Below are 18378 nucleotides of genomic sequence, written 5' to 3' on the forward strand. Positions count from 1 at the left end.
TATTTTAGCAACCTCGTTCCATTTCTACAAACAAACCGACTTCTGCCTGTAGGCGAAAATCGCTGTTTTTGTTTCAAATATCATATCATATTCGCTTATTAAATGTGTATTTTTAATACCGGGAGGATCAAAGAGGAAGTAAAAGCAGGCAAAAAAGCCGGAAAGCGTCCTTTCCGGCTTAAGCGTAGTAATTTGTGGTGATTTTTTTTACATAATTTTGCGTTTCTTTAAAAGGGGGAATGCCTCCGTACTTTTGGACATTTCCCGGCCCGGCATTGTATGCCGCTAATGCGAGCTTCACATTTCCGCTGTATTTATCAAGCATCTGTTTCAAGTATTTTGTTCCGCCTTCTATATTTTGTACGGGGTCAAAAGCGTTATTCACGCCGAGCGCTTTCGCCGTGGACGGCATGAGCTGCATCAGGCCCATGGCGCCGGCCGGGCTGACCGCTTTCTCCTGATAGCGCGATTCCTGCTTGACGACGGCATGAATCAGTTTCTCATCGACTCCGTATTTTTCTGCGGCGTTTTTGATGATCTGGTCAATGCTCTGATTTTGGCTGCCGAAAGAGACGGGTTTCGCTGCGGCAGATGGGACGGCCGCAATTGCTGCAGGCTTTTCAGCTGTCAGCGGCGCCTGAAGCTGAGACGCTGTCGAAACAGCCGGAACAACCGCGGGCTGTGAAGACTCCAAGCCGCCGACATTGCTTAAATATTGGTTTAAAATCGAGCTGAAATCAAAACCCGCATCTTCGGAACCGCTGTCTGAAGCCGGATAAAACGACCGTATCGCCTGGAGTTCCAAGAGGGCGGCCAAATGGTTGATGTTCATTGTTTTCCCACCTTATTGATCTTTAAGTTTTTGCTCATAAAATCGGACGATTTTGTTTTTGGTTTCACGCTCAGGGATGCCGAACGATTTCAGCAGTTCAGAGAAATCCCGTTTTCCGCGTTCATAGTCTGTCACTTCGAATTCGATTTCAAAGTCTTCTACCATTAAGTATCGGCTGTGGTCCAAAACAATTAAGCCCTGCGGCAATTTTTTTTCTGCACGGCTTGTCGCAAGCGTTCCGAAAAGGATGAGCTCGTCCTGTTCAATGCCGAGGTGCCTCAGGCGATCACATACCAGCCCATGCGGAATCGTGAACGTTTCGAATTCTGGCTTCCGGGTCAGCTCCTGGTGGGTTTCCATCAGTCCGACAGGCGCCGGCTCTTTTAATGTCAGTACAAATCGCTGCTGTTTTTCGCGAATTCTTAAGGCCGCTCCTTTTTCTTTTAAAGAAAAGGAAGGCGTATCGTAATAATGGTTTTTTTGTATAACAAATTGCTCGGAGGTAAATTGATAATATGATTTGATTTTCTCAAATTCTTTTTTTGTCAGCATATTTTTAAATTCGATTTCAAGTTCCTGGCTCATTCTTTAATTTTTTCATCCTCTCAGCTGGTAAAATTGCATTTTCCTTATTATCTCTTGAGAAGGAACGTTTATCAATATTGAAGCTGATATGATAAAATGAATCTGTACTTTTATTGTAAAGGAGAGCATTATGCAGAACAGAATTGAGATTACAGAAGCCAATCTGCGAAACGACCGGCTGGTGTTGACCAGCGAAATCAATGACGGAGCGGAGCGGAAACCGGCCGGACGCATGCTGACAGACTCCGATCATTTTGCATTTGTATACATACTTGAACAGGACGAATCCTATGAATACGTCATTTTAAACGAAGGCATCTGGTCCGATCTTAAAGCGGCTCTGGACGCCGGTCTTCCTGTGTTTTTACATATCGGAAACTCGGAGCTGGAGCTTAACGGATTCCATGATGAGCTCGGATATTTAATAGAGAATATTAAAGATAATGCAAATTATGGCGAAGAAATGGAAGAGAGAGTGAAACGGATATTCCTCTAGAAAAAAAGGCGATGAAATTGGGGGAAGGTTTATGGATGAAAAACAATGGGAGCATTTTTTAGCGCCGTACCGGCAGGCTGTTGAAGAGCTGAAAGTGAAGCTGAAAGGGATCCGGACCCTTTACGAATACGAGGAGGAGCATTCACCGATTGAATTCGTGACGGGGCGGGTGAAGCCTGTTCCGAGTATTCTTGAAAAGGCCAAGCGAAAAAACATTCCTCTGCACAACATTGAAAGCATGCAAGATATTGCCGGGCTCAGAATCATGTGCCAATTTTTTGAGGATATTCGCATTGTCGTCGATATGCTTCTGGCGAGAAAGGATTTCACGGTGGTGGATAAGCGCGACTACATCGCGGAACATAAAGAGAGCGGCTACCGCTCCTACCATCTCGTCGTGCTGTATCCTTTGCAGACAATCAACGGGGAAAAACAGATTTTGGTTGAGATTCAAATCCGGACGCTGGCGATGAATTTTTGGGCGACGATTGAGCATTCTTTAAATTATAAATACAGCGGCAACATTCCGGAAAAAGTAAAATTAAGGCTTCAGAGAGCTTCGGAAGCAGCATCAAGGCTCGATATGGAAATGTCCGAGATCAGGGGCGAGATTCAGGAGGCTCAGGTGGCATTTTCACGCAAGAAAAAGGATGAGGATGACGGATAGGGGAAAGGAGATTGAATGATGAAGTTTGCGGTATCGTCCAAAGGAAACGCGGTTTCAGATTCATTGAAAAGCAAAATTCAGACGTATCTGCTCGATTTCGGTCTTGAATGCGATGAAGAAGAGCCGGATATCGTCATTTCCGTCGGCGGTGACGGAACGCTCTTATACGCATTTCACAAATACAGCGGCCGCCTTGACAAAACGGCTTTTGTCGGGGTTCATACCGGGCATCTCGGCTTTTATGCCGACTGGGTCCCGAATGAGATTGAAAAACTCGTGATCGCGATTGCGAAAACGCCGTATCAAATTGTTGAATATCCGGTATTGGAAGTCATCGTCCGCTACAATGACGGCAGCGATGAAGCGAGATATTTGGCGCTGAACGAATGTACGATCAAGAGCATTGAAGGGACGCTTGTGACGGATGTCGAGATTAAAGGGGAACTTTTTGAAACGTTCCGCGGCGACGGCCTTTGCCTGTCGACTCCTTCAGGAAGCACGGCATATAACAAGGCGCTCGGCGGTGCGATTATTCATCCGTCCATCAGGGCAATCCAGCTGGCTGAAATGGCGTCCATCAACAACCGGGTGTTTCGGACGGTCGGATCTCCGCTTATTCTGCCTGAGCATCACACTTGTTTAATTAAACCGATTAATGATGTGACGTTTCAAGTCGCGATTGACCACTTGACATTGCTGCATAAAGACGTCAAGTCGATTCAATGCCGCGTCGCAAACGAAAATATCAGGTTTGCCCGCTTTCGGCCGTTTCCGTTTTGGAAAAGGGTCCAGGATTCCTTTATCGGAAAAGGAGAATAGGAAGGTTTGCTGTGAGCGATTTTTTGATGAAACAGATCATAACAGAAGAGGACAGCGGGGTTCTTTTGAAAGAATACGTCCAGCGGCTGGGCATTTCAAAAAGGATGCTGACGGACATCAAATTCGGAGGCGGCGATCTGCTGGTAAACGGCGGGCATGTAACGGTCAGATACGTTCTTCAAAAAGGGGACGAGCTCGTCATTCAGTTCCCTCCGGAAAAAATGAGCGAATCTTTGCGCCCGGAAGAAGTGCCGCTTAATATTTTGTTCGAAGATGACCACGTCCTCGTATTAAATAAACAGCCATGCCTGTCGTCGATTCCCTCGCGTGAGCATCCATCAGGCAGTCTGGCGAACGGTCTGATTCATTATTACCAGCGGACGGGCGTAAACGCGACCGTTCACCTGGTGAGCAGGCTTGACCGCGATACATCGGGTGTCATGCTTGTAGCCAAGCACCGCTTCGCCCACTCACTTTTATCTGGACTGCAAAAAAAGGGAGCCGTCAAACGGCAATACCGGGCGGTCGTCCACGGTTTGATCGCAGAAGAGCAGGGAACGATCGATGCGCCGATCGGCAGAAAATCATCGAGCATCATCGAGCGTGCGGTGATCCCGGACGGGCAAAAAGCGGTGACGCATTTTTGGGTGAACAGGCGCTTCAGCGGCATGACGGACGTCTCTATCCGTCTGGAAACCGGGAGAACCCATCAGATCCGCGTCCATATGAGTCATATCGGATATCCCTTGTGCGGTGATACGCTGTACGGTGGAACCCGCGGCTTCATCAATCGGCAGGCGCTCCACAGTGAGAGATTGACGTTTTTTCATCCGTTTACAATGGAAGAGCTGACGTTTCAAGCGCCGGTGCCGCATGATATGAGACAGTTGATAGAGAGCTGAATAAGCTCTCTTTTTTATGGCTCCATGCGGAATCTTGACTCATCATAAGGCAAAGAGGAGGGGACAGATTCGGTTGTCCGTTCGGGGAATCTGAAAGCGGTCAGCCTGTTGCCGAATACACAACCGGTATCGATATTGATCGTATGATGAACCATCCGCGGGCGTTTGACAGGGGTGTGGCCGTACACCACCCACGGCTCGCCCTTGTAATGAGCAGCCCAGTCCCGCCTGACTGGCCGTCCGTCAGGCAGCGTTTCCCCTGTGATATCTCCGTAGAGCACAAACTGTTTTACTTTTCCGACAGGCTTTTTGCCGATGTCATCCGCTTTGATGCCGGCATGTGCGACGACAAGTTCGCCGTTATGCAGGATCTCATAAAGCGGGGCCTCCTCATAAAGGCGCATGAAAAGCTCTCTGATTTCCTTCTGTTTTTGTTTCGGAAGGTTTCTGTATTCAGCCGCCGTCGTTTCCAGCCCGTGCTGCAGCTTCACCGGATTTCCTTTGAAAAAACGGTACAGCTTATTGCAGTGATTGCCGGGTACATATCGCACAGCTCCTTCTTCAACGGCACGTCCTACAAATTCAACGACCTCCAGCGATTTTGGCCCTCTGTCTGTTAAATCCCCGAGAAAGACAAGTGTTCTGTTTTCCGGATGAACGGGAAACCCTGATGTCAGCGAGTAGCCGAGCTTTTCAATTAGCGCAATCATTTCATCATAGCACCCGTGAATATCACCGATTACATCGTAATTCATGCGTTTCCACCTCCTGTCCGTTTATTTTTCATATGTATATACATTGCCCCGAGCCATATATAAATAAAGCTTCTGCAACTTTCGGCGGAGAAAATCAGGCATATTACTTTTTTTTCTGAGCGAGCATTGTTAAAATCGATTTTTACACCTGTGAGAAAAGAGTTCAGACGGTTCTTTTCCCACATGAAAATGTCTAAAAATATGTCCCTTTTATTTTTAAAAAAGGGAACGCTAATCATACCCGGAAACCGGTTTAGAGGAGGTACCAGTTTATGGAGCACACATCTGTCTCATCTTTAGTTGTCGTACTGATTATCGCATTTTTAACGCCCATTCTGCTGCACCGTTTCAGGTTAAGCATACCGGTGGTTGTCGCTGAAATCATCATGGGTCTTATTATCGGAAAAAGCGGGTTCGATCTGGTGGCCCAGCACGATACATGGCTCGAAACTTTATCGATGCTCGGATTTATCTTTTTAATGTTTTTAAGCGGGCTTGAAATCGATTTTTCCGTATTTGAAAAAGGAAAGAAAAAGCAGCTGCTTCCGAGCGGAAAGGAAGCGCCGAATACGTTTAAAACGGCTTCCGTCATCTTTATTGCCGTCTTTATATTATCGCTCGGCCTCTCTTACAGCTTTGTCATGGCAGGATTTATTGACAACGCCTTTTTAATGACGCTGATCATTTCGACAATTTCGCTTGGGGTTGTCGTTCCGACGCTGAAGGAAGAGCGGCTCATGAAGACGAATATCGGCCAGATTATTTTGCTTGTCGCCGTGATTGCCGATCTTGTCACGATGATACTGCTTGCGGTGTTCGCCTCAATCTACGGCGACGAAAACAGCAATATGTGGCTGCTAATGATCTTATTTGCCGCAGGCGTCGTTTTATACCTTTTCGGAAGGGTATTTAAAAAGCGGCCTTTTGTCGAAGTGCTGTCAAAAGGCACGATCCAGATCGGCACAAGGGCGATATTTACGCTGATCATCGTACTCGTGGCGCTTTCCGAGTCGCTCGGTGCAGAAAACATTCTCGGCGCGTTTTTAGCCGGGGTGCTTGTTTCGCTGCTTTCGCCGAACAAAGAGCTCGTTCAGCAGCTTGATTCATTCGGCTACGGGTTCCTCATCCCGATCTTCTTTGTCATGACAGGCGTCAAATTGGACATTTGGTCGCTGTTTGGCAATCCGAAAATTTTAGTGATGATCCCGCTTCTGTTTGTGGCTCTGTTAATCAGCAAAGTCGTTCCGGTGCTGTTTTTGAAAAAGTGGTATGACATGAAAACCGTGCTGGCTTCCGGTTTTCTCCTGACTTCCACGCTTTCTCTGGTGATCGCGGCGACAACGATCGGCGAGCGCATCGGCGTCATTGACGCGCAGATGTCCGGCGCGCTGATTTTGGTGGCTGTCATTACATGTATCATCACACCGACCGGCTTTAAAAAATTAATGCCGAAAACGGAAAGCGAAAAAGAGAAAAAGACGATCACCTTTATCGGCGCGAATCAAATGACGCTGCCGGTTACGCTCGAACTTTCTCCAGAAGATTATCACGTCAGAATCCTGCATGTCCGGCAGGAAAAGAAGGAAGAAAAGCTGGCGGATCCGGTGTTTGATGTTGAAGTTTTGCCTGATTATGAATATGAGACGCTTCAAGCATTCGGTGTTTTTCAAACGGATATACTCGTCGTGGCCACGGGCAGCGAAGAGCGCAATACAGGGATCGCCCTTTATGCGAAGGAGCAGAAAGTCGCAAGAATTATCGCCAGCGCAGATTCTCCAGACGCTGAATCCAGGCTGAAAGAAAACGGAATTGATACATTCTCCATTCTGCTTTCTACGAAAACGCTGCTGCGCGCGCTTATCGAGGCGCCTGGCGTTATGAAACTCTTGACGAACCAGGATGCGTCGCTGTATCAGATCAATATGAGCAATGAGCGATTTGACGGTGTCCTGTTAAGGGAGTTTCCGTTTACGGGAGATGTCATCTTCGTCAGGATTTTCCGCGGGGTTGACAGCATCGTGCCCCACGGGGATACAAGGCTGCAAATGGGTGACAGGCTGATCGCCACCGGTTCGCGCGAATATATTGCGGAATTGAAAAAAACGCTTGGAGACTGACGCTTGACCATTTTGCAATTCGTGATAAGATAAAAGTATAAACTGAATGAACAAGAAATGTTTTCCACTAGGGGAGTCCTTGATAAGGGCTGAGATAAAAGTGTGACTTTTAGACCCTCATAACCTGAACAGGTTCAAACCTGCGTAGGGAAGTGGCACGGTATTTGAGTATGTATATATGCAAATTCCAAACCACTTTCCTTGCGGGAAAGTGGTTTTTTTATGTTCAGAATCGAAGGAGGAGCCTCGAAATGAAGTTTTCAGAAGAATGCCGAAACAGCGCTGCAACATGGTGGGAAGGCAGTTTTGTCCATCCGTTTATTAAAGGAATTGGAGACGGTACACTTCCGGTTGACCGATTTAAATACTATGTCATGCAGGATTCCTACTATTTGACCCACTTTGCCAAAGTCCAATCCTTTGGAGCGGCATATGCTCACGATCTATATACGACAAGCCGGATGGCCGAACACGCGAAAGGCACATATGAAGCCGAGATGTCGCTTCACAGGAAATTCACCGATCTATTGGGAATCACAAAGGAAGAGCTGGAGTCGTTTCAGCCGTCGCCGACAGCGTATGCGTACACATCGCATATGTACCGTTCTGTCGTCAGCGGCAGTTTTGCGGAAATACTGGCTGCGTTGCTTCCTTGCTATTGGCTTTATTATGACGTCGGCGAAACGCTGAAAACGTGCAGGCCTGACAACGCGATTTATCAGGAATGGATCGCGACATACGGAGGCGACTGGTTTAAAGAACTTGTGACAGAACAGATCAACCGCTTCGATGAGCTGGCTGAAAACGCCGATGAGAAAACGCGCGCGAAGATGAAGGAGAACTTTGTCATCTCCAGCTTCTACGAATACCGGTTCTGGGATATGGCCTATCAAAAAGAAAGCTGGTCAAAAAGCGGGGTGGATCAGCTTGCATCTGCACGCGATCACCGATGACAAGCACTCTGTGGAAGAGCTTGCAGCAAAAATCATTTCGATTCAAGATGCCGTTGACTTTATCCACATCAGGGAAAGGTCAAAAAAAGTAAGCGAAATATCGAGCTTAATCGAACGCCTGGCCGAAGAAGGCGTTGATAAGCGGAAGCTCATCATCAACGACAGGGTGGATATCGCTTTGTTTTATCACATTCACCGGGTTCAGCTGCCTTCACACGGATTTTCCGTCAAAAGTGTGAGGAGCCGTTTTCCGCATTTGAAAATCGGAAAGTCCGTACATTCACCAGAAGAAGCGGTTCAGGCTGAAACTGAAGGTGCAGATTACGTGCTGTTCGGCCACATTTTTGAAACGGACTGTAAAAAGGGCCGGAAAGGAAGAGGGACTGCGAGCCTGGCTGAAGTAAAGGCGGCTGTCCGCATTCCGGTCATTGCGATCGGAGGCATTACCGAACAACGTCTGGCGGAAGTCAAAATGGCAGACGGCATCGCCGTGATGTCGGGGATCTTTTCCCATGACAGACCGGATGAGGCGGCCGCGCGGCTTGCCTGTCTCGCGAAGGGAGATTCATATGAGAAAGCGCTATGATACGATCGTGATCGGCGGAGGCATCATCGGGACATCCATCGCTTATCATCTTGCAAAAGCGGGAAAAAAAACGGCCGTGTTTGAAAGCGGGGAAGTCGGCAAAAAAGCGACGAGTGCAGCTGCGGGTATGCTCGGCGCCCATGCGGAATGCGATAAACCCGGTACCTTTTTCGAATTCGCCAGAGCCAGCCAAAAAGCCTATCAGCGGCTGACGGGCGAATTGAAAGACATAAGCGGCATTGATATCAGAAGGCATGACGGAGGGATATTAAAGCTGGCATTTTCAGAAAGCGACCGCGAACACCTGATGCAAATGGCTGCACTGGATTCTGTGGAATGGCTTGAAGCTGATGAAGTATATAAGCTGGAACCGCATGCAGGAAATGGGATTTTCGGCGCTAATTTTATTCGGGACGACATCCATGTCGAACCGGCTGCAGTGTGCAGGGCATTTGCCAGAGGGGCCCGGACGCTCGGTGCCGATATCTTCGAGTATACGCCCGTTTTATCGGTAGAACCAGAAGCGGGGGCCGTCCGCGTCACAACCGCTTCGGGGATCGCGGAGGCGGAGCACGCTGTTATTGCAAGCGGTGTGTGGAGCGGAGCTTTCTTTAAACAGATCGGCATAGACAAAAGGTTTTACCCCGTCAAAGGGGAGTGCCTATCCGTATGGAATGACGGCATCCCTTTGACGAGGACGCTTTACCATGATCATTGCTACATCGTTCCGCGTCATAGCGGAAAGCTTGTCGTCGGCGCGACAATGAAGCCCGGGGATTGGAATGAACAGCCGGAACTTGGCGGAATCGAGGAGTTGATCCGAAAGGCCAAGTCGATGCTCCCTGACATTGAATCCATGAAAATTGACCAATGCTGGGCCGGATTGCGACCTGAAACAGGGGATGGCAATCCATATATCGGCACACACCCTGAAAATGACCGGATTTTGTTTGCTGCCGGACATTTCAGAAACGGCATCCTCCTGGCACCTGCAACCGGTGAGATGATGGCAGACATGATCCTCGGCAATCCAGTCAAAACAGAGTGGATCGAGGCGTTTAAAGCGGAGCGAAAGGAGGCTGTGCACAGGTGAACATTCAGCTCAACGGCCGGAAAATAGAGTGGAGAGATGACGGCGGCACGATTTACGATTTGCTCGAGTCCTACAATCTGGAAAATCGTGTTGTCGTTGTTGAAAAAAACAGGCAGATTATCGGAAAAGACCAATATCAATCAGTCAAACTGGAAGAACACGATGTCATCGAAATCGTTCATTTTGTCGGAGGGGGATAAACCGTTATGTTAAAAATCGCAGATCGTCAATTTTCATCAAGATTATTGCTCGGTACAGGGAAGTATCCGTCATTTGAGATTCAAAAAGAGGCCGTCAGCGCATCTGAATCGGAGATCCTGACGTTTGCCGTCAGACGGATGAATATTTTTGAAGAATCTCAGCCTAATTTTTTGGAGCAGCTCGATTTAAGCCGTTATACGCTTTTGCCGAATACGGCAGGAGCAAAAACGGCTGAGGAAGCCGTCCGGATCGCCAAGCTTGCCAAAGCAAGCGGTCTTTGCGACATGATCAAAGTCGAAGTGATCGGCTGTGACCGTTCGCTTCTGCCGGACCCGGTAGAAACGCTGAAGGCGTCAGAAACCTTGCTTGAAGAAGGCTTCATTGTACTGCCGTATACATCGGATGATGTCGTCCTCGCGAGAAAACTTGAAGAGCTCGGCGTGCACGCCATTATGCCCGGGGCCTCTCCGATCGGTTCGGGACAAGGAATCATCAATCCGCTCAACCTGTCGTTCATCATCGAACAGGCTAAGGTTCCCGTTATCGTGGATGCCGGAATCGGTTCTCCGAAAGATGCGGCATACGCAATGGAACTCGGCGCTGACGGGGTACTTTTGAACACGGCAGTGAGCGGGGCGAAAGATCCGGTCCAAATGGCGAAGGCTATGAAGCTTGCCGTTGAAGCGGGCAGGCTCGGATATCTTGCCGGACGAATTCCGGAAAAGAACTACGGCATCGCCAGCAGCCCTGAAGAAGGGAAGTTGACGATTTGACCGGCAGGTATTCAAGACAGGAGCTCTTTCACCCGATCGGACCGGACGGCCAGGAAAAATTAAGCCGCGCCCGCGTCCTCGTGATCGGTGCTGGGGCTTTGGGCGCGGCCAGCGCAGAAATGCTGGTGAGGGCCGGGGTCGGTTCGCTGACGATAGCCGACAGGGATTATGTGGAATGGAGCAATCTCCAGCGCCAGCAGCTCTATACGGAACAGGATGTGATTGATCATATGCCAAAGGCCGCCGCCGCTGAAAAAAGGCTGCGCCTGATCAACAGCTCTGTTCAAGTAACCGGAATCGTAGCGGATGTTACTGCGGAAAAAGCGCTCGAGCTTGCGGAGGAAGCGTCCCTGATCGTCGATGCGACGGATAATTTTGAAACACGGCTGATCATGAACGACGCGGCGGTCAAATTAGGCATCCCTTTCCTGTACGGCGCGTGTGTCGCAAGCTATGGCATCACATATAGCGTAATTCCGGGAAAAACGCCGTGTCTTCATTGTCTTTTGGGGCATTTGCCTGCGAATACCATGACATGTGACACAGCAGGGGTGATCGGTCCGGTCGTCCAGCAGGTTGCCGCATACCAGGTAACAGATGCCCTGAAGCTGCTGACCGGGCATGAACCGTCAGGGATGCTCCGCTCATTTGATATTTGGACAAATGAGCGGTCTGAAGTCCGGGCTGACACGCTTAAACATGAGACATGTCCGACGTGCGGAAAAGGTGAGTTTCCGTTTCTTTCAGCTGAAAACGAAACAAAAGCAGCCGTTCTTTGCGGCAGACAAACGGTTCAGATCAGGCCGGCCGCGGAACAGCCGCTGGAACTGGAATCGCTTGCTGCCAAATTAAAAAAAGCCGGTTTAAATGTGACGGGAAATCCTTATTTAGTTTCCTGCCGTGCGGAGGATTTTAAGTTCGTGATTTTTCGGGATGGACGTGCTTTAATTCACGGAACGAATGATATCAATCGCGCGAAAACGATATATCACAGGTGGATTGGCTAAAAGGCCGAAGGGAGTGCAAACATCATGAGCATATATAAAGCATTAACAATCGCCGGATCGGATTCAGGAGGCGGAGCCGGCATTCAAGCCGACATTAAAACATTTCAGGAGCTTGGCGTCTTCGGCATGACAGCTTTGACAGCAGTCACTGCGCAAAATACAACAGGGGTTCACGGCGTCTACCCGCTTTCTCCGGAAGCGCTCGGCGCACAGATTGATGCAGTGGCAGAAGATTTAAAACCTGACGCCGTGAAAACAGGGATGCTGTGGAGCGCGGAGATGATTGAGGTCAGTGCTGAAAAAATTGCAACATATGAGCTTAAACGTGTGATCGTCGATCCTGTCATGATCGCCAAAGGCGGCGCTTCACTATTGAATGAGGAAGCTGTTGAAACATTGAAACGGCGCCTTCTTCCGCTTGCTTATGCGGTAACGCCAAACATTCCCGAAGCCGAAGTGCTGACAGGGAGAAGCATTCAAACAATGGAAGACCGCAAAAAAGCAGCTCGTGACTTGCATGAAATGGGCGTCCGCAACATTATCATCAAGGGAGGTCATCAGCCTGAGGATGGCAAAGTAACCGATCTCCTTTTTGACGGAGAGACGTTCACAGAAAAAACCAATTCCTATATTAAGACGAAAAATACCCATGGAACAGGCTGTACATTTGCCGCGGCTCTTACGGCACAAACAGCGAAAGGAAACGGGATTCAAGGAGCTTTCCGCATCGCTGAGGCTTTCGTCCACGAAGCGGTTGTACACAGCCTTGATTTTGGAGCCGGCCACGGACCGACCAACCATTTTGCATATCAAAAGTTATCCAACGCAGGGTTGGAACTGTAGTCCCGCAATAAGAAAGAATCAATATCGCGGCAGAGCATCAAAAACGGTCTCTGCCGCTTTTTATATTCTGAAATTGTCAGCCTGCTATTAATTGTGATACTATATATTATGATCAGGTACTAATAAAATGTTAATCATTAGGAGGATTTCATACATATGAATTTATCACTAGAAGGCCGGAATATCGTCGTCATGGGTGTAGCAAATAAACGAAGCATCGCATGGGGAATCGCCCGCTCGCTTCACAATGCAGGCGCAAGACTGATTTTTACGTATGCGGGTGAGCGGCTTGAAAAATCGGTCAAGGAGCTGGCTGATTCTTTGGAGCGAAACGATTCAATCGTACTTCCTTGTGATGTCACAAATGACCAGGAAATTGAAGCATGCTTCGCCGACATCAAAAAAGAAGTCGGGGTCATCCATGGCATTGCACACTGCATCGCTTTCGCCAACAAAGAAGACTTGGCTGGCGAATACTTAAATACTACCCGCGACGGTTTTCTGCTAGCACACAATATCAGCTCTTACTCTCTGACAGCGGTCGCTAAAGCGGCGCGCGGCATCATGACTGAAGGCGGAAGCATCGTCACGCTGACATACCTTGGCGGCGAGCGCGTTGTATCCAACTACAATGTCATGGGTGTTGCGAAAGCATCGCTTGATGCCAGCGTCAAATACTTGGCGAGCGATCTCGGAAAAGACGGAATCCGCGTCAACAGCATTTCCGCAGGGCCGATCCGGACATTGTCCGCAAAAGGAATCAGCGACTTCAACTCGATTTTAAAAGAAATCGAAGAGCGCGCGCCGCTTCGCCGCACAACGACTCCGGAAGAAGTCGGCGACACGGCTGCTTTCCTGTTCAGCGACCTTTCCCGCGGCATGACCGGCGAAAACCTGCATGTTGATTCAGGCTACCATATCATCGCGCGATAAAATAGCGCTAAAAAAGCAATCCGCTAAAGGATTGCTTTTTCTTTTCTTCTGATTTCTCCTTTTTTGCATATAGATATACCATGAACAGATCGGAGGGATCAAGATGTCTAGCAGAAAAAACGATGCGGAGCAAAAGCCGCTCATGTATATTGTGCAGCCGGACTATGATAAGGCAGAGGCGAACATGCAGGATATTCTGATTAAAAGAAAGAAGAAAGCAAAGCCCGACGCTTCCGAACAAAAAGCCCTGCGACAGGAACAGCAGGATGAAGCCGCCCGGCCCGACGAAAAAGCCGACGCTGAAGCGGTGCTTAGCGATGAGGCGAATCGGTCCCAAAAAGGAGTCAAACCGATTAAAAAGCCGCTCAGCAAGATGACCATCGCCGAGAAAATCGACTTTTTGGCAAGCCTTCCCGGCAATATGCCGAAAACCCTTTGTCTCATTGAAGCAGATGGGAAGACATACAGGGGAACGATCGTCGAAAAGAAAGGGGGTTCCGTATTTGTCAGAACGTCGAGCAAAGGGGCTCCGGCGGAACTGCCGATCGAGAGCATTACTTCCTTGCACCCGCTCGGCTTTTAAATTCACACGATAAAAAAAGTCCCGATTCAGGGACTTTTTATTTTGAACGATTGATCAGTTGCGGATTTAAGCATTCGATCGCACAGAAGCATTCCAGATCCACTTCAATGCAGAAATTTGTTTTTTCCAAGCGGAACACATCGCAAATTTTGTCTTTATCTTCCGTGAAATCGAGAACGCGGCGATTATCATCAAAGGCAATCAACAACCTCAATGTAGCGCAGCAGTCATCAATCTTTTCAACTCTGAAAAACACGGTGCTGAAGCAAGGGCCTGCCTGAAGCTCTCCGACATTTCCAAACGCTACGAACGGCTTAGACTTTGAAGTGTATATAATAAACGGAATGGTGTCGCCTAAGTGTCTCGAAGGGGAAAGCAGGTTGCTGAAGCAGCTTGTCGGGCAGCCTTCTTCCTCAATGGCGTTTTGCAGATCGTGAATGTTTTCAACGGCTTCGCACACGCAATTTTCGGCTGAACATCTCGTCATGTTATGATCCCTCCTAATTCAGGATTTAAAATTTCGTTTTTCGGCCTGGCCTTTCTATTGGTAAAAGGAGCTGCCGAAAGCCGGCAGCTTTCGTGAAAAGACTGGCATCAAGCCGATCATATCGGCCGGCTTGATGCAGTCCGACACCTTTTAACCGTGGTGCTGATTGTGTTTTTTGTCTGCTGCGCGATCAACTAGGTCAGGTGACAGACATTGAATCGCGCAGAAACAAGTCAAGTCAACCTCAATGCAAAAGTCCGTTTTCTCAAGCCCGAAAAAGTCAGGGTCACAAGGATGGCAGACGCTTAATGTGTCGCCGTTTATGTCCACAGGCCTCAGGATTGAAAGCGTTGCACAGCAATCTTTTAGACTTTCTGCACGGAAGAAAATCGATTCGAAGCACTGCATATCATCTGAAAATCCGCCGACATTTCCAAATGTTGAAAATAAACCGCCTTTTTTGTCGTACAAAAGGAACGGAATGGTGTCTTTACCGGAAACCGTCGGACTCAGCAGATTGCCGAAGCAGCTCGTCGGACATGTTTCTTCAACTGCATCCTGTTCTTTTATAATTTGTTCTACTGCATCGCATACACAATTTTCATGCCGGCCATGGTGTTTTCCGCAGCTCATGGATTTCAGCTCCTTTTTATAGGGATATTTGACTTTAGTCTTTAACAACATATGTACCCGTGCCCTTGTTGGTGTGGGTAATCGTCTATAAAAATGAAGAAAAGCAGAGCTTGATGGCTCTGCTTTTTTGTATTAAAGGAGTCCGACGATAAGTGTTGCGATAACAACTGTAAGCGTTTGGACAGCTGTGCTGACCAAGACGGCGACATCGGTATCTTCTGTTGTAACTGTGACATCGCGTGAATTGTCGATAATTAATTTTTGACGGTTTGTTTGCTTGTTTGCTGTCACTTGCAGCAAGTCTTGTGATACAAGCTCGGCGAGATCAGCATCGTCAATGATTGCCAGAACGATTGTAACAATTGCCGTCTGTACCGCAGTCATAACAGATGCGACAACTTGAGTATCCTCTGTAGATACTCGGATATCGCAAGAATCCTTGATGATAATCGTCTCATCTGACAGCTGTTTGTTCAGGTTAAGCTGGTCGAGCTCCTGATTGATAAATGCATCGTTTTTGCCGCATTTGCAGTTGTAATCGTCACAAACGTGTTTCTTTGGATGTCTCGGATAATACTCTGTTCCCGGATGCTCGCATTCAGGATCTAATGCAACCCAAGAATATGGTCTAGTTTCCATTTGTTTTCCTCCTTCCATTTACTATTATTAAATGTTTGAAGGCTCGAACTTGTATATGGCAGATACCCTACTCCAAATCCCCATTTTTTTCTTCGGTTTGGGCGGTGTTCTCCTGCTGCCTTCTCTGTCTCAGCTTTTCTCTTAATTTATTTTTACCTGAACGTTCTCTTCTTCGTCTCGGGCGTTCTTCGGATTGTGATGATGCTTCATTGTTCGCTTCTTTCTTCTTTTCCTGCTGCCGCTGGATGAGAGCCTCGGACTGCGCCTTTAAATCTTCGAGTATTTTTAAGATGTTTTCTTTTTCTTCCTCAGACAGTGTCCGCACATTGTCTTTTGAAACGCCGTGTTTTCTAAGGATATTTTGCACAAGCGTATTAGTCAGCGGATTTACTTCCGCTTTAAGCTTTTCGCGATCTGCCAATTGTTTTTCACCTCAATTTCTTAAAAAATATTAGAAAGAAAGGAAGGCTTAAAGTATGTCAAGCTCTGTGATAAGCGCGATCAGCACTTCGGTTAAAACTTGGACGGAAAGCAGAATCTCCAGCGAGGAAAGCGTAATGGTGACATTGCGGCTGCCGATGACTTTGATGATGACTCTTCTCCAGCTCTGCAGCCTGTGTACGGCTAAAACGTGTTCTGAGACGATGTCTGCTGTATCCTCGTCTTCGATCGCAAGCTGAGCCGATAAAATCGTCAAAGAGATCACAATGGCTTGTAAAGAGAGAGCTGCTGTTATGTTTGCCGTGTTTACGGTGACATGTTCTGAATCAATCACTTCAATGAGCTGGTCATATTCCCGGTATAATTCGTCAAATGTTTCTGCGTACAGCGCTTCGGCTTTTTCATGAAACGACATAACTTTCACTCCTTTCTTATCCACACTTTATTAAATGCAGACCGGTACCATAGCGGAATGAGGAAAACATACATTTCAGCACCCAAATTTGCTGTTTTAGGGAAGGCGGTTCCGGCATATATTTGGAAACAGGAAGGGGGAGCCCTGTGATACAAAGCTGGTTTTTATTTATTTTATTTTCTATCGCGGTATTTCGGCTGACGAGGCTGATTGTGTTCGACACGATCATGGCGCCGTTTAGAAGTCTGTTTCATGAAGAGGTTGAAGAAAAAAACGAAAAAACGGGAGAGACCGAGACGTATCTTGTCATGAAAGGAAAAGGCGTGAGAGCGTGGGTCGGCGAGCTGTTGAGCTGCTATTGGTGCACGGGCGTGTGGTGTACCGCGTTTTTGCTTGTTTTTTACGCATTTGTTCCGGCCATTGCCGAATGGTTGATTCTTCTGCTTGCCATCGCGGGTTTTGCTGGAGTACTGGAAACGATCGTGTCCAAATGGCTCGATTGAATGGGGATTTATCATTAGCAACTTTGAAAAGAAGACTCATATAATGGCGTATAAGCATGAGAAAGGAAGGAATGCAATGAGACAAGTGAAAAGAAGGCAGCAAGGCCGATTAACGAACGCTTCCAGCAATCATCAGTCCACTTTCTCAAAAAAAGTGAAGAAAAAAGGCTGCGGATGCGGCAAAAAAAGGAGAACCTATTAATATCAAAAAAAGCCGGACTATATCCGGTTTTTTTGTTGCCAATTTTCCTTCTGATGCATACACCATCATAAGGGGGAAAAGCGATGAATTTATTTGAACAGCTGGTTGAATCGATATCCCGCCAACACGATCAAACGCAAGCCGGCCATGACCGGGTGATCTTTGAGCAGCAGAAAGAACTGGAGACGTTTGACCGCTCGGCCGAACAGTTCGGCAGGCAGATCGAAGCGTTTGCAGAGAATGCCGAAAAATGGCTGGGAGAGGACGGGAGTCTGCCAGGCATTTTTAAATAATCCACAGAAGCCCTATGCATCAATCCAAGCGAATCCTATCAAATGTCATATCGTGTAGGGAGAAAAGGAGGTGCTTTAGATGGGCTTTTGTTGCGGAGGCTACGGCGGTGGCTACAGCGGAGGCTATGGCGGCGGCTATGGTTCAACGTTTGTATTGATCGTTGTCTTGTTTATTCTTCTAATTATTGTCGGCGCTTCTTTTAAATATTAGTTTTTGAGTTGATGCGAAGAGGGCGGCGGCATGTGTGCCGGGCTCTCTTCTTTTTGAACGGGAAAAGCACAAGGCTTTTCAAGCATGCATAAGATAGCGTATCACTCCCAAAAAGGAGGCATAGGTATGGACAATCAATTTTTCAAAAACATCGAAAAGAAAACGGGCGTCAGCATGAATGACGTCATGCAGCTCGCAAATTCGCTGCAAAATGCCAACTTCAAGGATGAAAAAACAGTCCGCAGCGTGATTAAGCGCGTCGCTAAATTGGCGAACAAACGGGTTCCGCAGGAAATGGAAGATAAGATTGTTGAATCCATTGTAAGCGGCAAGGAAAAAATGGATTTCAATACGATCGCGAAAATGATGAACAGCAAAAAATAAACACCGCGCCTTCCGATAAAAGGAG

The 18378-nt window shown here is 47.7% G+C and carries 27 protein-coding genes and 1 riboswitch; of the genes, 19 read left to right on the plus strand and 8 right to left on the minus strand.

Annotated elements, in window-relative coordinates; genetic code table 11:
* Nucleotides 1-178 precede the first annotated feature (178 nt).
* Together MKX80_RS06640 and MKX80_RS06645 are read right to left on the minus strand one after the other, a co-directional pair.
* A complete protein-coding gene (locus MKX80_RS06640) occupies nt 179-832 on the minus strand; it encodes a lytic transglycosylase domain-containing protein (RefSeq protein WP_154994832.1) in 654 nt (217 codons plus the stop codon).
* Between the two features lie 12 nt (nt 833-844).
* Nucleotides 845-1417 carry a CYTH domain-containing protein gene (locus MKX80_RS06645; RefSeq protein WP_182070861.1) on the minus strand — a complete coding sequence of 191 codons (573 nt, stop codon included), beginning with the start codon at nt 1415-1417 and terminating at the stop codon, nt 845-847.
* Nucleotides 1418-1547: 130 nt separating this feature from the next.
* Here MKX80_RS06645 and MKX80_RS06650 point away from each other — a divergent pair, with 130 nt between their 5' ends.
* The 4 genes from MKX80_RS06650 to MKX80_RS06665 are packed head-to-tail and all read left to right on the plus strand — an operon-like array spanning nt 1548 to nt 4301.
* Nucleotides 1548-1913 (plus strand): hypothetical protein, encoded by a 366-nt coding sequence (locus tag MKX80_RS06650; RefSeq protein ID WP_154994836.1) that lies wholly within the window; start codon nt 1548-1550, stop codon nt 1911-1913.
* Between the two features lie 31 nt (nt 1914-1944).
* Nucleotides 1945-2580, plus strand: coding sequence for a GTP pyrophosphokinase family protein (locus MKX80_RS06655; RefSeq protein ID WP_043925636.1), 636 nt, complete (start codon nt 1945-1947; stop codon nt 2578-2580).
* Nucleotides 2581-2598: 18 nt separating this feature from the next.
* Nucleotides 2599-3399, plus strand: coding sequence for an NAD kinase (locus MKX80_RS06660; protein WP_154995000.1), 801 nt, complete (start codon nt 2599-2601; stop codon nt 3397-3399).
* An 11-nt stretch (nt 3400-3410) separates the two neighbouring features.
* A complete protein-coding gene (locus tag MKX80_RS06665; RefSeq protein WP_268342699.1) occupies nt 3411-4301 on the plus strand; it encodes an RluA family pseudouridine synthase in 891 nt (296 codons plus the stop codon).
* 14 nt (nt 4302-4315) lie between these two features.
* On the opposite strand, the gene prpE is transcribed toward MKX80_RS06665, so the two are convergent.
* Nucleotides 4316-5056, minus strand: coding sequence for a bis(5'-nucleosyl)-tetraphosphatase PrpE (gene prpE / locus MKX80_RS06670; RefSeq protein ID WP_339228202.1), 741 nt, complete (start codon nt 5054-5056; stop codon nt 4316-4318).
* 272 nt (nt 5057-5328) lie between these two features.
* On the opposite strand from prpE, the gene MKX80_RS06675 reads away from it, so the two are divergent.
* From MKX80_RS06675 to MKX80_RS06720, 10 genes are all read left to right on the plus strand, one after another.
* A complete protein-coding gene (locus tag MKX80_RS06675) occupies nt 5329-7173 on the plus strand; it encodes a monovalent cation:proton antiporter family protein (protein WP_154994842.1) in 1845 nt (614 codons plus the stop codon).
* Between the two features lie 59 nt (nt 7174-7232).
* A riboswitch (TPP riboswitch) is annotated at nt 7233-7341 on the plus strand.
* Nucleotides 7342-7424: 83 nt separating this feature from the next.
* Complete coding sequence (gene tenA, locus MKX80_RS06680) at nt 7425-8126, plus strand: thiaminase II (RefSeq protein ID WP_216929169.1); 702 nt, start codon at nt 7425-7427, stop codon at nt 8124-8126.
* Nucleotides 8101-8712 (plus strand): thiazole tautomerase TenI, encoded by a 612-nt coding sequence (gene tenI / locus MKX80_RS06685; protein ID WP_268342695.1) that lies wholly within the window; start codon nt 8101-8103, stop codon nt 8710-8712. Before tenA ends, tenI begins: the two co-directional genes overlap by 26 nt.
* Nucleotides 8696-9805, plus strand: coding sequence for a glycine oxidase ThiO (gene thiO, locus MKX80_RS06690; RefSeq protein WP_268315972.1), 1110 nt, complete (start codon nt 8696-8698; stop codon nt 9803-9805). Before tenI ends, thiO begins: the two co-directional genes overlap by 17 nt.
* Entirely contained in the window at nt 9802-10005 is a 204-nt protein-coding gene (gene thiS, locus MKX80_RS06695) for a sulfur carrier protein ThiS (protein WP_003180678.1), read from the plus strand. The genes thiO and thiS overlap by 4 nt, the downstream gene beginning before the upstream one ends.
* A gap of 6 nt (nt 10006-10011) precedes the next feature.
* A complete protein-coding gene (locus MKX80_RS06700; protein ID WP_009328814.1) occupies nt 10012-10779 on the plus strand; it encodes a thiazole synthase in 768 nt (255 codons plus the stop codon).
* Complete coding sequence (locus MKX80_RS06705) at nt 10776-11786, plus strand: thiazole biosynthesis adenylyltransferase ThiF (RefSeq protein WP_003180683.1); 1011 nt, start codon at nt 10776-10778, stop codon at nt 11784-11786. Before MKX80_RS06700 ends, MKX80_RS06705 begins: the two co-directional genes overlap by 4 nt.
* Before the next feature lie 24 nt (nt 11787-11810).
* The gene (thiD, locus tag MKX80_RS06710; RefSeq protein WP_154994852.1) at nt 11811-12629 is read left to right on the plus strand and encodes a bifunctional hydroxymethylpyrimidine kinase/phosphomethylpyrimidine kinase; all 819 of its coding nucleotides are present in this window, start codon (nt 11811-11813) and stop codon (nt 12627-12629) included.
* 156 nt (nt 12630-12785) lie between these two features.
* Complete coding sequence (gene fabI / locus MKX80_RS06715; protein ID WP_003180687.1) at nt 12786-13562, plus strand: enoyl-ACP reductase FabI; 777 nt, start codon at nt 12786-12788, stop codon at nt 13560-13562.
* Nucleotides 13563-13665: 103 nt separating this feature from the next.
* A complete protein-coding gene (locus MKX80_RS06720; protein ID WP_154994853.1) occupies nt 13666-14145 on the plus strand; it encodes a CotO family spore coat protein in 480 nt (159 codons plus the stop codon).
* 37 nt (nt 14146-14182) lie between these two features.
* Here MKX80_RS06720 and MKX80_RS06725 read toward each other — a convergent pair whose 3' ends face one another.
* From MKX80_RS06725 to MKX80_RS06745, 5 genes are all read right to left on the minus strand, one after another.
* Nucleotides 14183-14632 carry a CotY/CotZ family spore coat protein gene (locus MKX80_RS06725; protein WP_154994855.1) on the minus strand — a complete coding sequence of 150 codons (450 nt, stop codon included), beginning with the start codon at nt 14630-14632 and terminating at the stop codon, nt 14183-14185.
* 150 nt (nt 14633-14782) lie between these two features.
* Entirely contained in the window at nt 14783-15265 is a 483-nt protein-coding gene (locus MKX80_RS06730) for a CotY/CotZ family spore coat protein (RefSeq protein ID WP_043925650.1), read from the minus strand.
* 132 nt (nt 15266-15397) lie between these two features.
* Nucleotides 15398-15904 (minus strand): spore coat protein, encoded by a 507-nt coding sequence (locus MKX80_RS06735; protein ID WP_154994857.1) that lies wholly within the window; start codon nt 15902-15904, stop codon nt 15398-15400.
* Between the two features lie 67 nt (nt 15905-15971).
* Nucleotides 15972-16325 (minus strand): spore coat protein, encoded by a 354-nt coding sequence (locus MKX80_RS06740; protein WP_154994859.1) that lies wholly within the window; start codon nt 16323-16325, stop codon nt 15972-15974.
* Between the two features lie 48 nt (nt 16326-16373).
* A complete protein-coding gene (locus MKX80_RS06745) occupies nt 16374-16760 on the minus strand; it encodes a spore coat protein (protein ID WP_154994861.1) in 387 nt (128 codons plus the stop codon).
* 146 nt (nt 16761-16906) lie between these two features.
* Between MKX80_RS06745 and MKX80_RS06750 the strand changes: the two genes are divergently transcribed.
* The 5 genes from MKX80_RS06750 (at nt 16907) to MKX80_RS06770 (ending at nt 18353) form a co-directional block, all read left to right on the plus strand.
* Nucleotides 16907-17263, plus strand: coding sequence for a DUF1360 domain-containing protein (locus MKX80_RS06750; protein ID WP_182070856.1), 357 nt, complete (start codon nt 16907-16909; stop codon nt 17261-17263).
* Nucleotides 17264-17339: 76 nt separating this feature from the next.
* The gene (locus MKX80_RS06755) at nt 17340-17465 is read left to right on the plus strand and encodes a hypothetical protein (RefSeq protein ID WP_255204428.1); all 126 of its coding nucleotides are present in this window, start codon (nt 17340-17342) and stop codon (nt 17463-17465) included.
* An 83-nt stretch (nt 17466-17548) separates the two neighbouring features.
* On the plus strand, nt 17549-17758 hold the full coding sequence (locus MKX80_RS06760; protein ID WP_154994865.1) for a hypothetical protein: 210 nt from the start codon (nt 17549-17551) through the stop codon (nt 17756-17758).
* Nucleotides 17759-17837: 79 nt separating this feature from the next.
* Nucleotides 17838-17969 carry a YjcZ family sporulation protein gene (locus MKX80_RS06765; RefSeq protein WP_011197781.1) on the plus strand — a complete coding sequence of 44 codons (132 nt, stop codon included), beginning with the start codon at nt 17838-17840 and terminating at the stop codon, nt 17967-17969.
* A gap of 126 nt (nt 17970-18095) precedes the next feature.
* Nucleotides 18096-18353 (plus strand): stage VI sporulation protein F, encoded by a 258-nt coding sequence (locus tag MKX80_RS06770; RefSeq protein ID WP_003180710.1) that lies wholly within the window; start codon nt 18096-18098, stop codon nt 18351-18353.
* Nucleotides 18354-18378 lie beyond the last annotated feature (25 nt).

This window comes from Bacillus sp. FSL K6-0972 (assembly GCF_037976035.1).
In the GTDB taxonomy this organism is placed as follows: Bacteria; Bacillota; Bacilli; order Bacillales; family Bacillaceae; genus Bacillus; species Bacillus haynesii.

Excerpts from the sequence above, each read along its gene's own strand:
- MKX80_RS06745 (WP_154994861.1), bottom strand. The coding sequence starts at position 16,760 with ATGTCGTTTCATGAAAAAGCCGAAGCGCTGTACGCAGAAACATTTGAC.
- prpE (WP_339228202.1), bottom strand. The coding sequence starts at position 5,056 with ATGAATTACGATGTAATCGGTGATATTCACGGGTGCTATGATGAAATG.
- tenA (WP_216929169.1), top strand. The coding sequence starts at position 7,425 with ATGAAGTTTTCAGAAGAATGCCGAAACAGCGCTGCAACATGGTGGGAA.
- MKX80_RS06650 (WP_154994836.1), top strand. The coding sequence starts at position 1,548 with ATGCAGAACAGAATTGAGATTACAGAAGCCAATCTGCGAAACGACCGG.
- MKX80_RS06730 (WP_043925650.1), bottom strand. The coding sequence starts at position 15,265 with ATGAGCTGCGGAAAACACCATGGCCGGCATGAAAATTGTGTATGCGAT.
- MKX80_RS06700 (WP_009328814.1), top strand. The coding sequence starts at position 10,012 with ATGTTAAAAATCGCAGATCGTCAATTTTCATCAAGATTATTGCTCGGT.
- MKX80_RS06725 (WP_154994855.1), bottom strand. The coding sequence starts at position 14,632 with ATGACGAGATGTTCAGCCGAAAATTGCGTGTGCGAAGCCGTTGAAAAC.
- MKX80_RS06645 (WP_182070861.1), bottom strand. The coding sequence starts at position 1,417 with ATGAGCCAGGAACTTGAAATCGAATTTAAAAATATGCTGACAAAAAAA.
- thiD (WP_154994852.1), top strand. The coding sequence starts at position 11,811 with ATGAGCATATATAAAGCATTAACAATCGCCGGATCGGATTCAGGAGGC.
- MKX80_RS06675 (WP_154994842.1), top strand. The coding sequence starts at position 5,329 with ATGGAGCACACATCTGTCTCATCTTTAGTTGTCGTACTGATTATCGCA.
- MKX80_RS06755 (WP_255204428.1), top strand. The coding sequence starts at position 17,340 with ATGAGACAAGTGAAAAGAAGGCAGCAAGGCCGATTAACGAACGCTTCC.
- MKX80_RS06735 (WP_154994857.1), bottom strand. The coding sequence starts at position 15,904 with ATGGAAACTAGACCATATTCTTGGGTTGCATTAGATCCTGAATGCGAG.
- fabI (WP_003180687.1), top strand. The coding sequence starts at position 12,786 with ATGAATTTATCACTAGAAGGCCGGAATATCGTCGTCATGGGTGTAGCA.
- MKX80_RS06660 (WP_154995000.1), top strand. The coding sequence starts at position 2,599 with ATGAAGTTTGCGGTATCGTCCAAAGGAAACGCGGTTTCAGATTCATTG.
- MKX80_RS06640 (WP_154994832.1), bottom strand. The coding sequence starts at position 832 with ATGAACATCAACCATTTGGCCGCCCTCTTGGAACTCCAGGCGATACGG.
- MKX80_RS06655 (WP_043925636.1), top strand. The coding sequence starts at position 1,945 with ATGGATGAAAAACAATGGGAGCATTTTTTAGCGCCGTACCGGCAGGCT.
- MKX80_RS06720 (WP_154994853.1), top strand. The coding sequence starts at position 13,666 with ATGTCTAGCAGAAAAAACGATGCGGAGCAAAAGCCGCTCATGTATATT.
- thiO (WP_268315972.1), top strand. The coding sequence starts at position 8,696 with ATGAGAAAGCGCTATGATACGATCGTGATCGGCGGAGGCATCATCGGG.
- MKX80_RS06760 (WP_154994865.1), top strand. The coding sequence starts at position 17,549 with ATGAATTTATTTGAACAGCTGGTTGAATCGATATCCCGCCAACACGAT.
- MKX80_RS06765 (WP_011197781.1), top strand. The coding sequence starts at position 17,838 with ATGGGCTTTTGTTGCGGAGGCTACGGCGGTGGCTACAGCGGAGGCTAT.
- MKX80_RS06770 (WP_003180710.1), top strand. The coding sequence starts at position 18,096 with ATGGACAATCAATTTTTCAAAAACATCGAAAAGAAAACGGGCGTCAGC.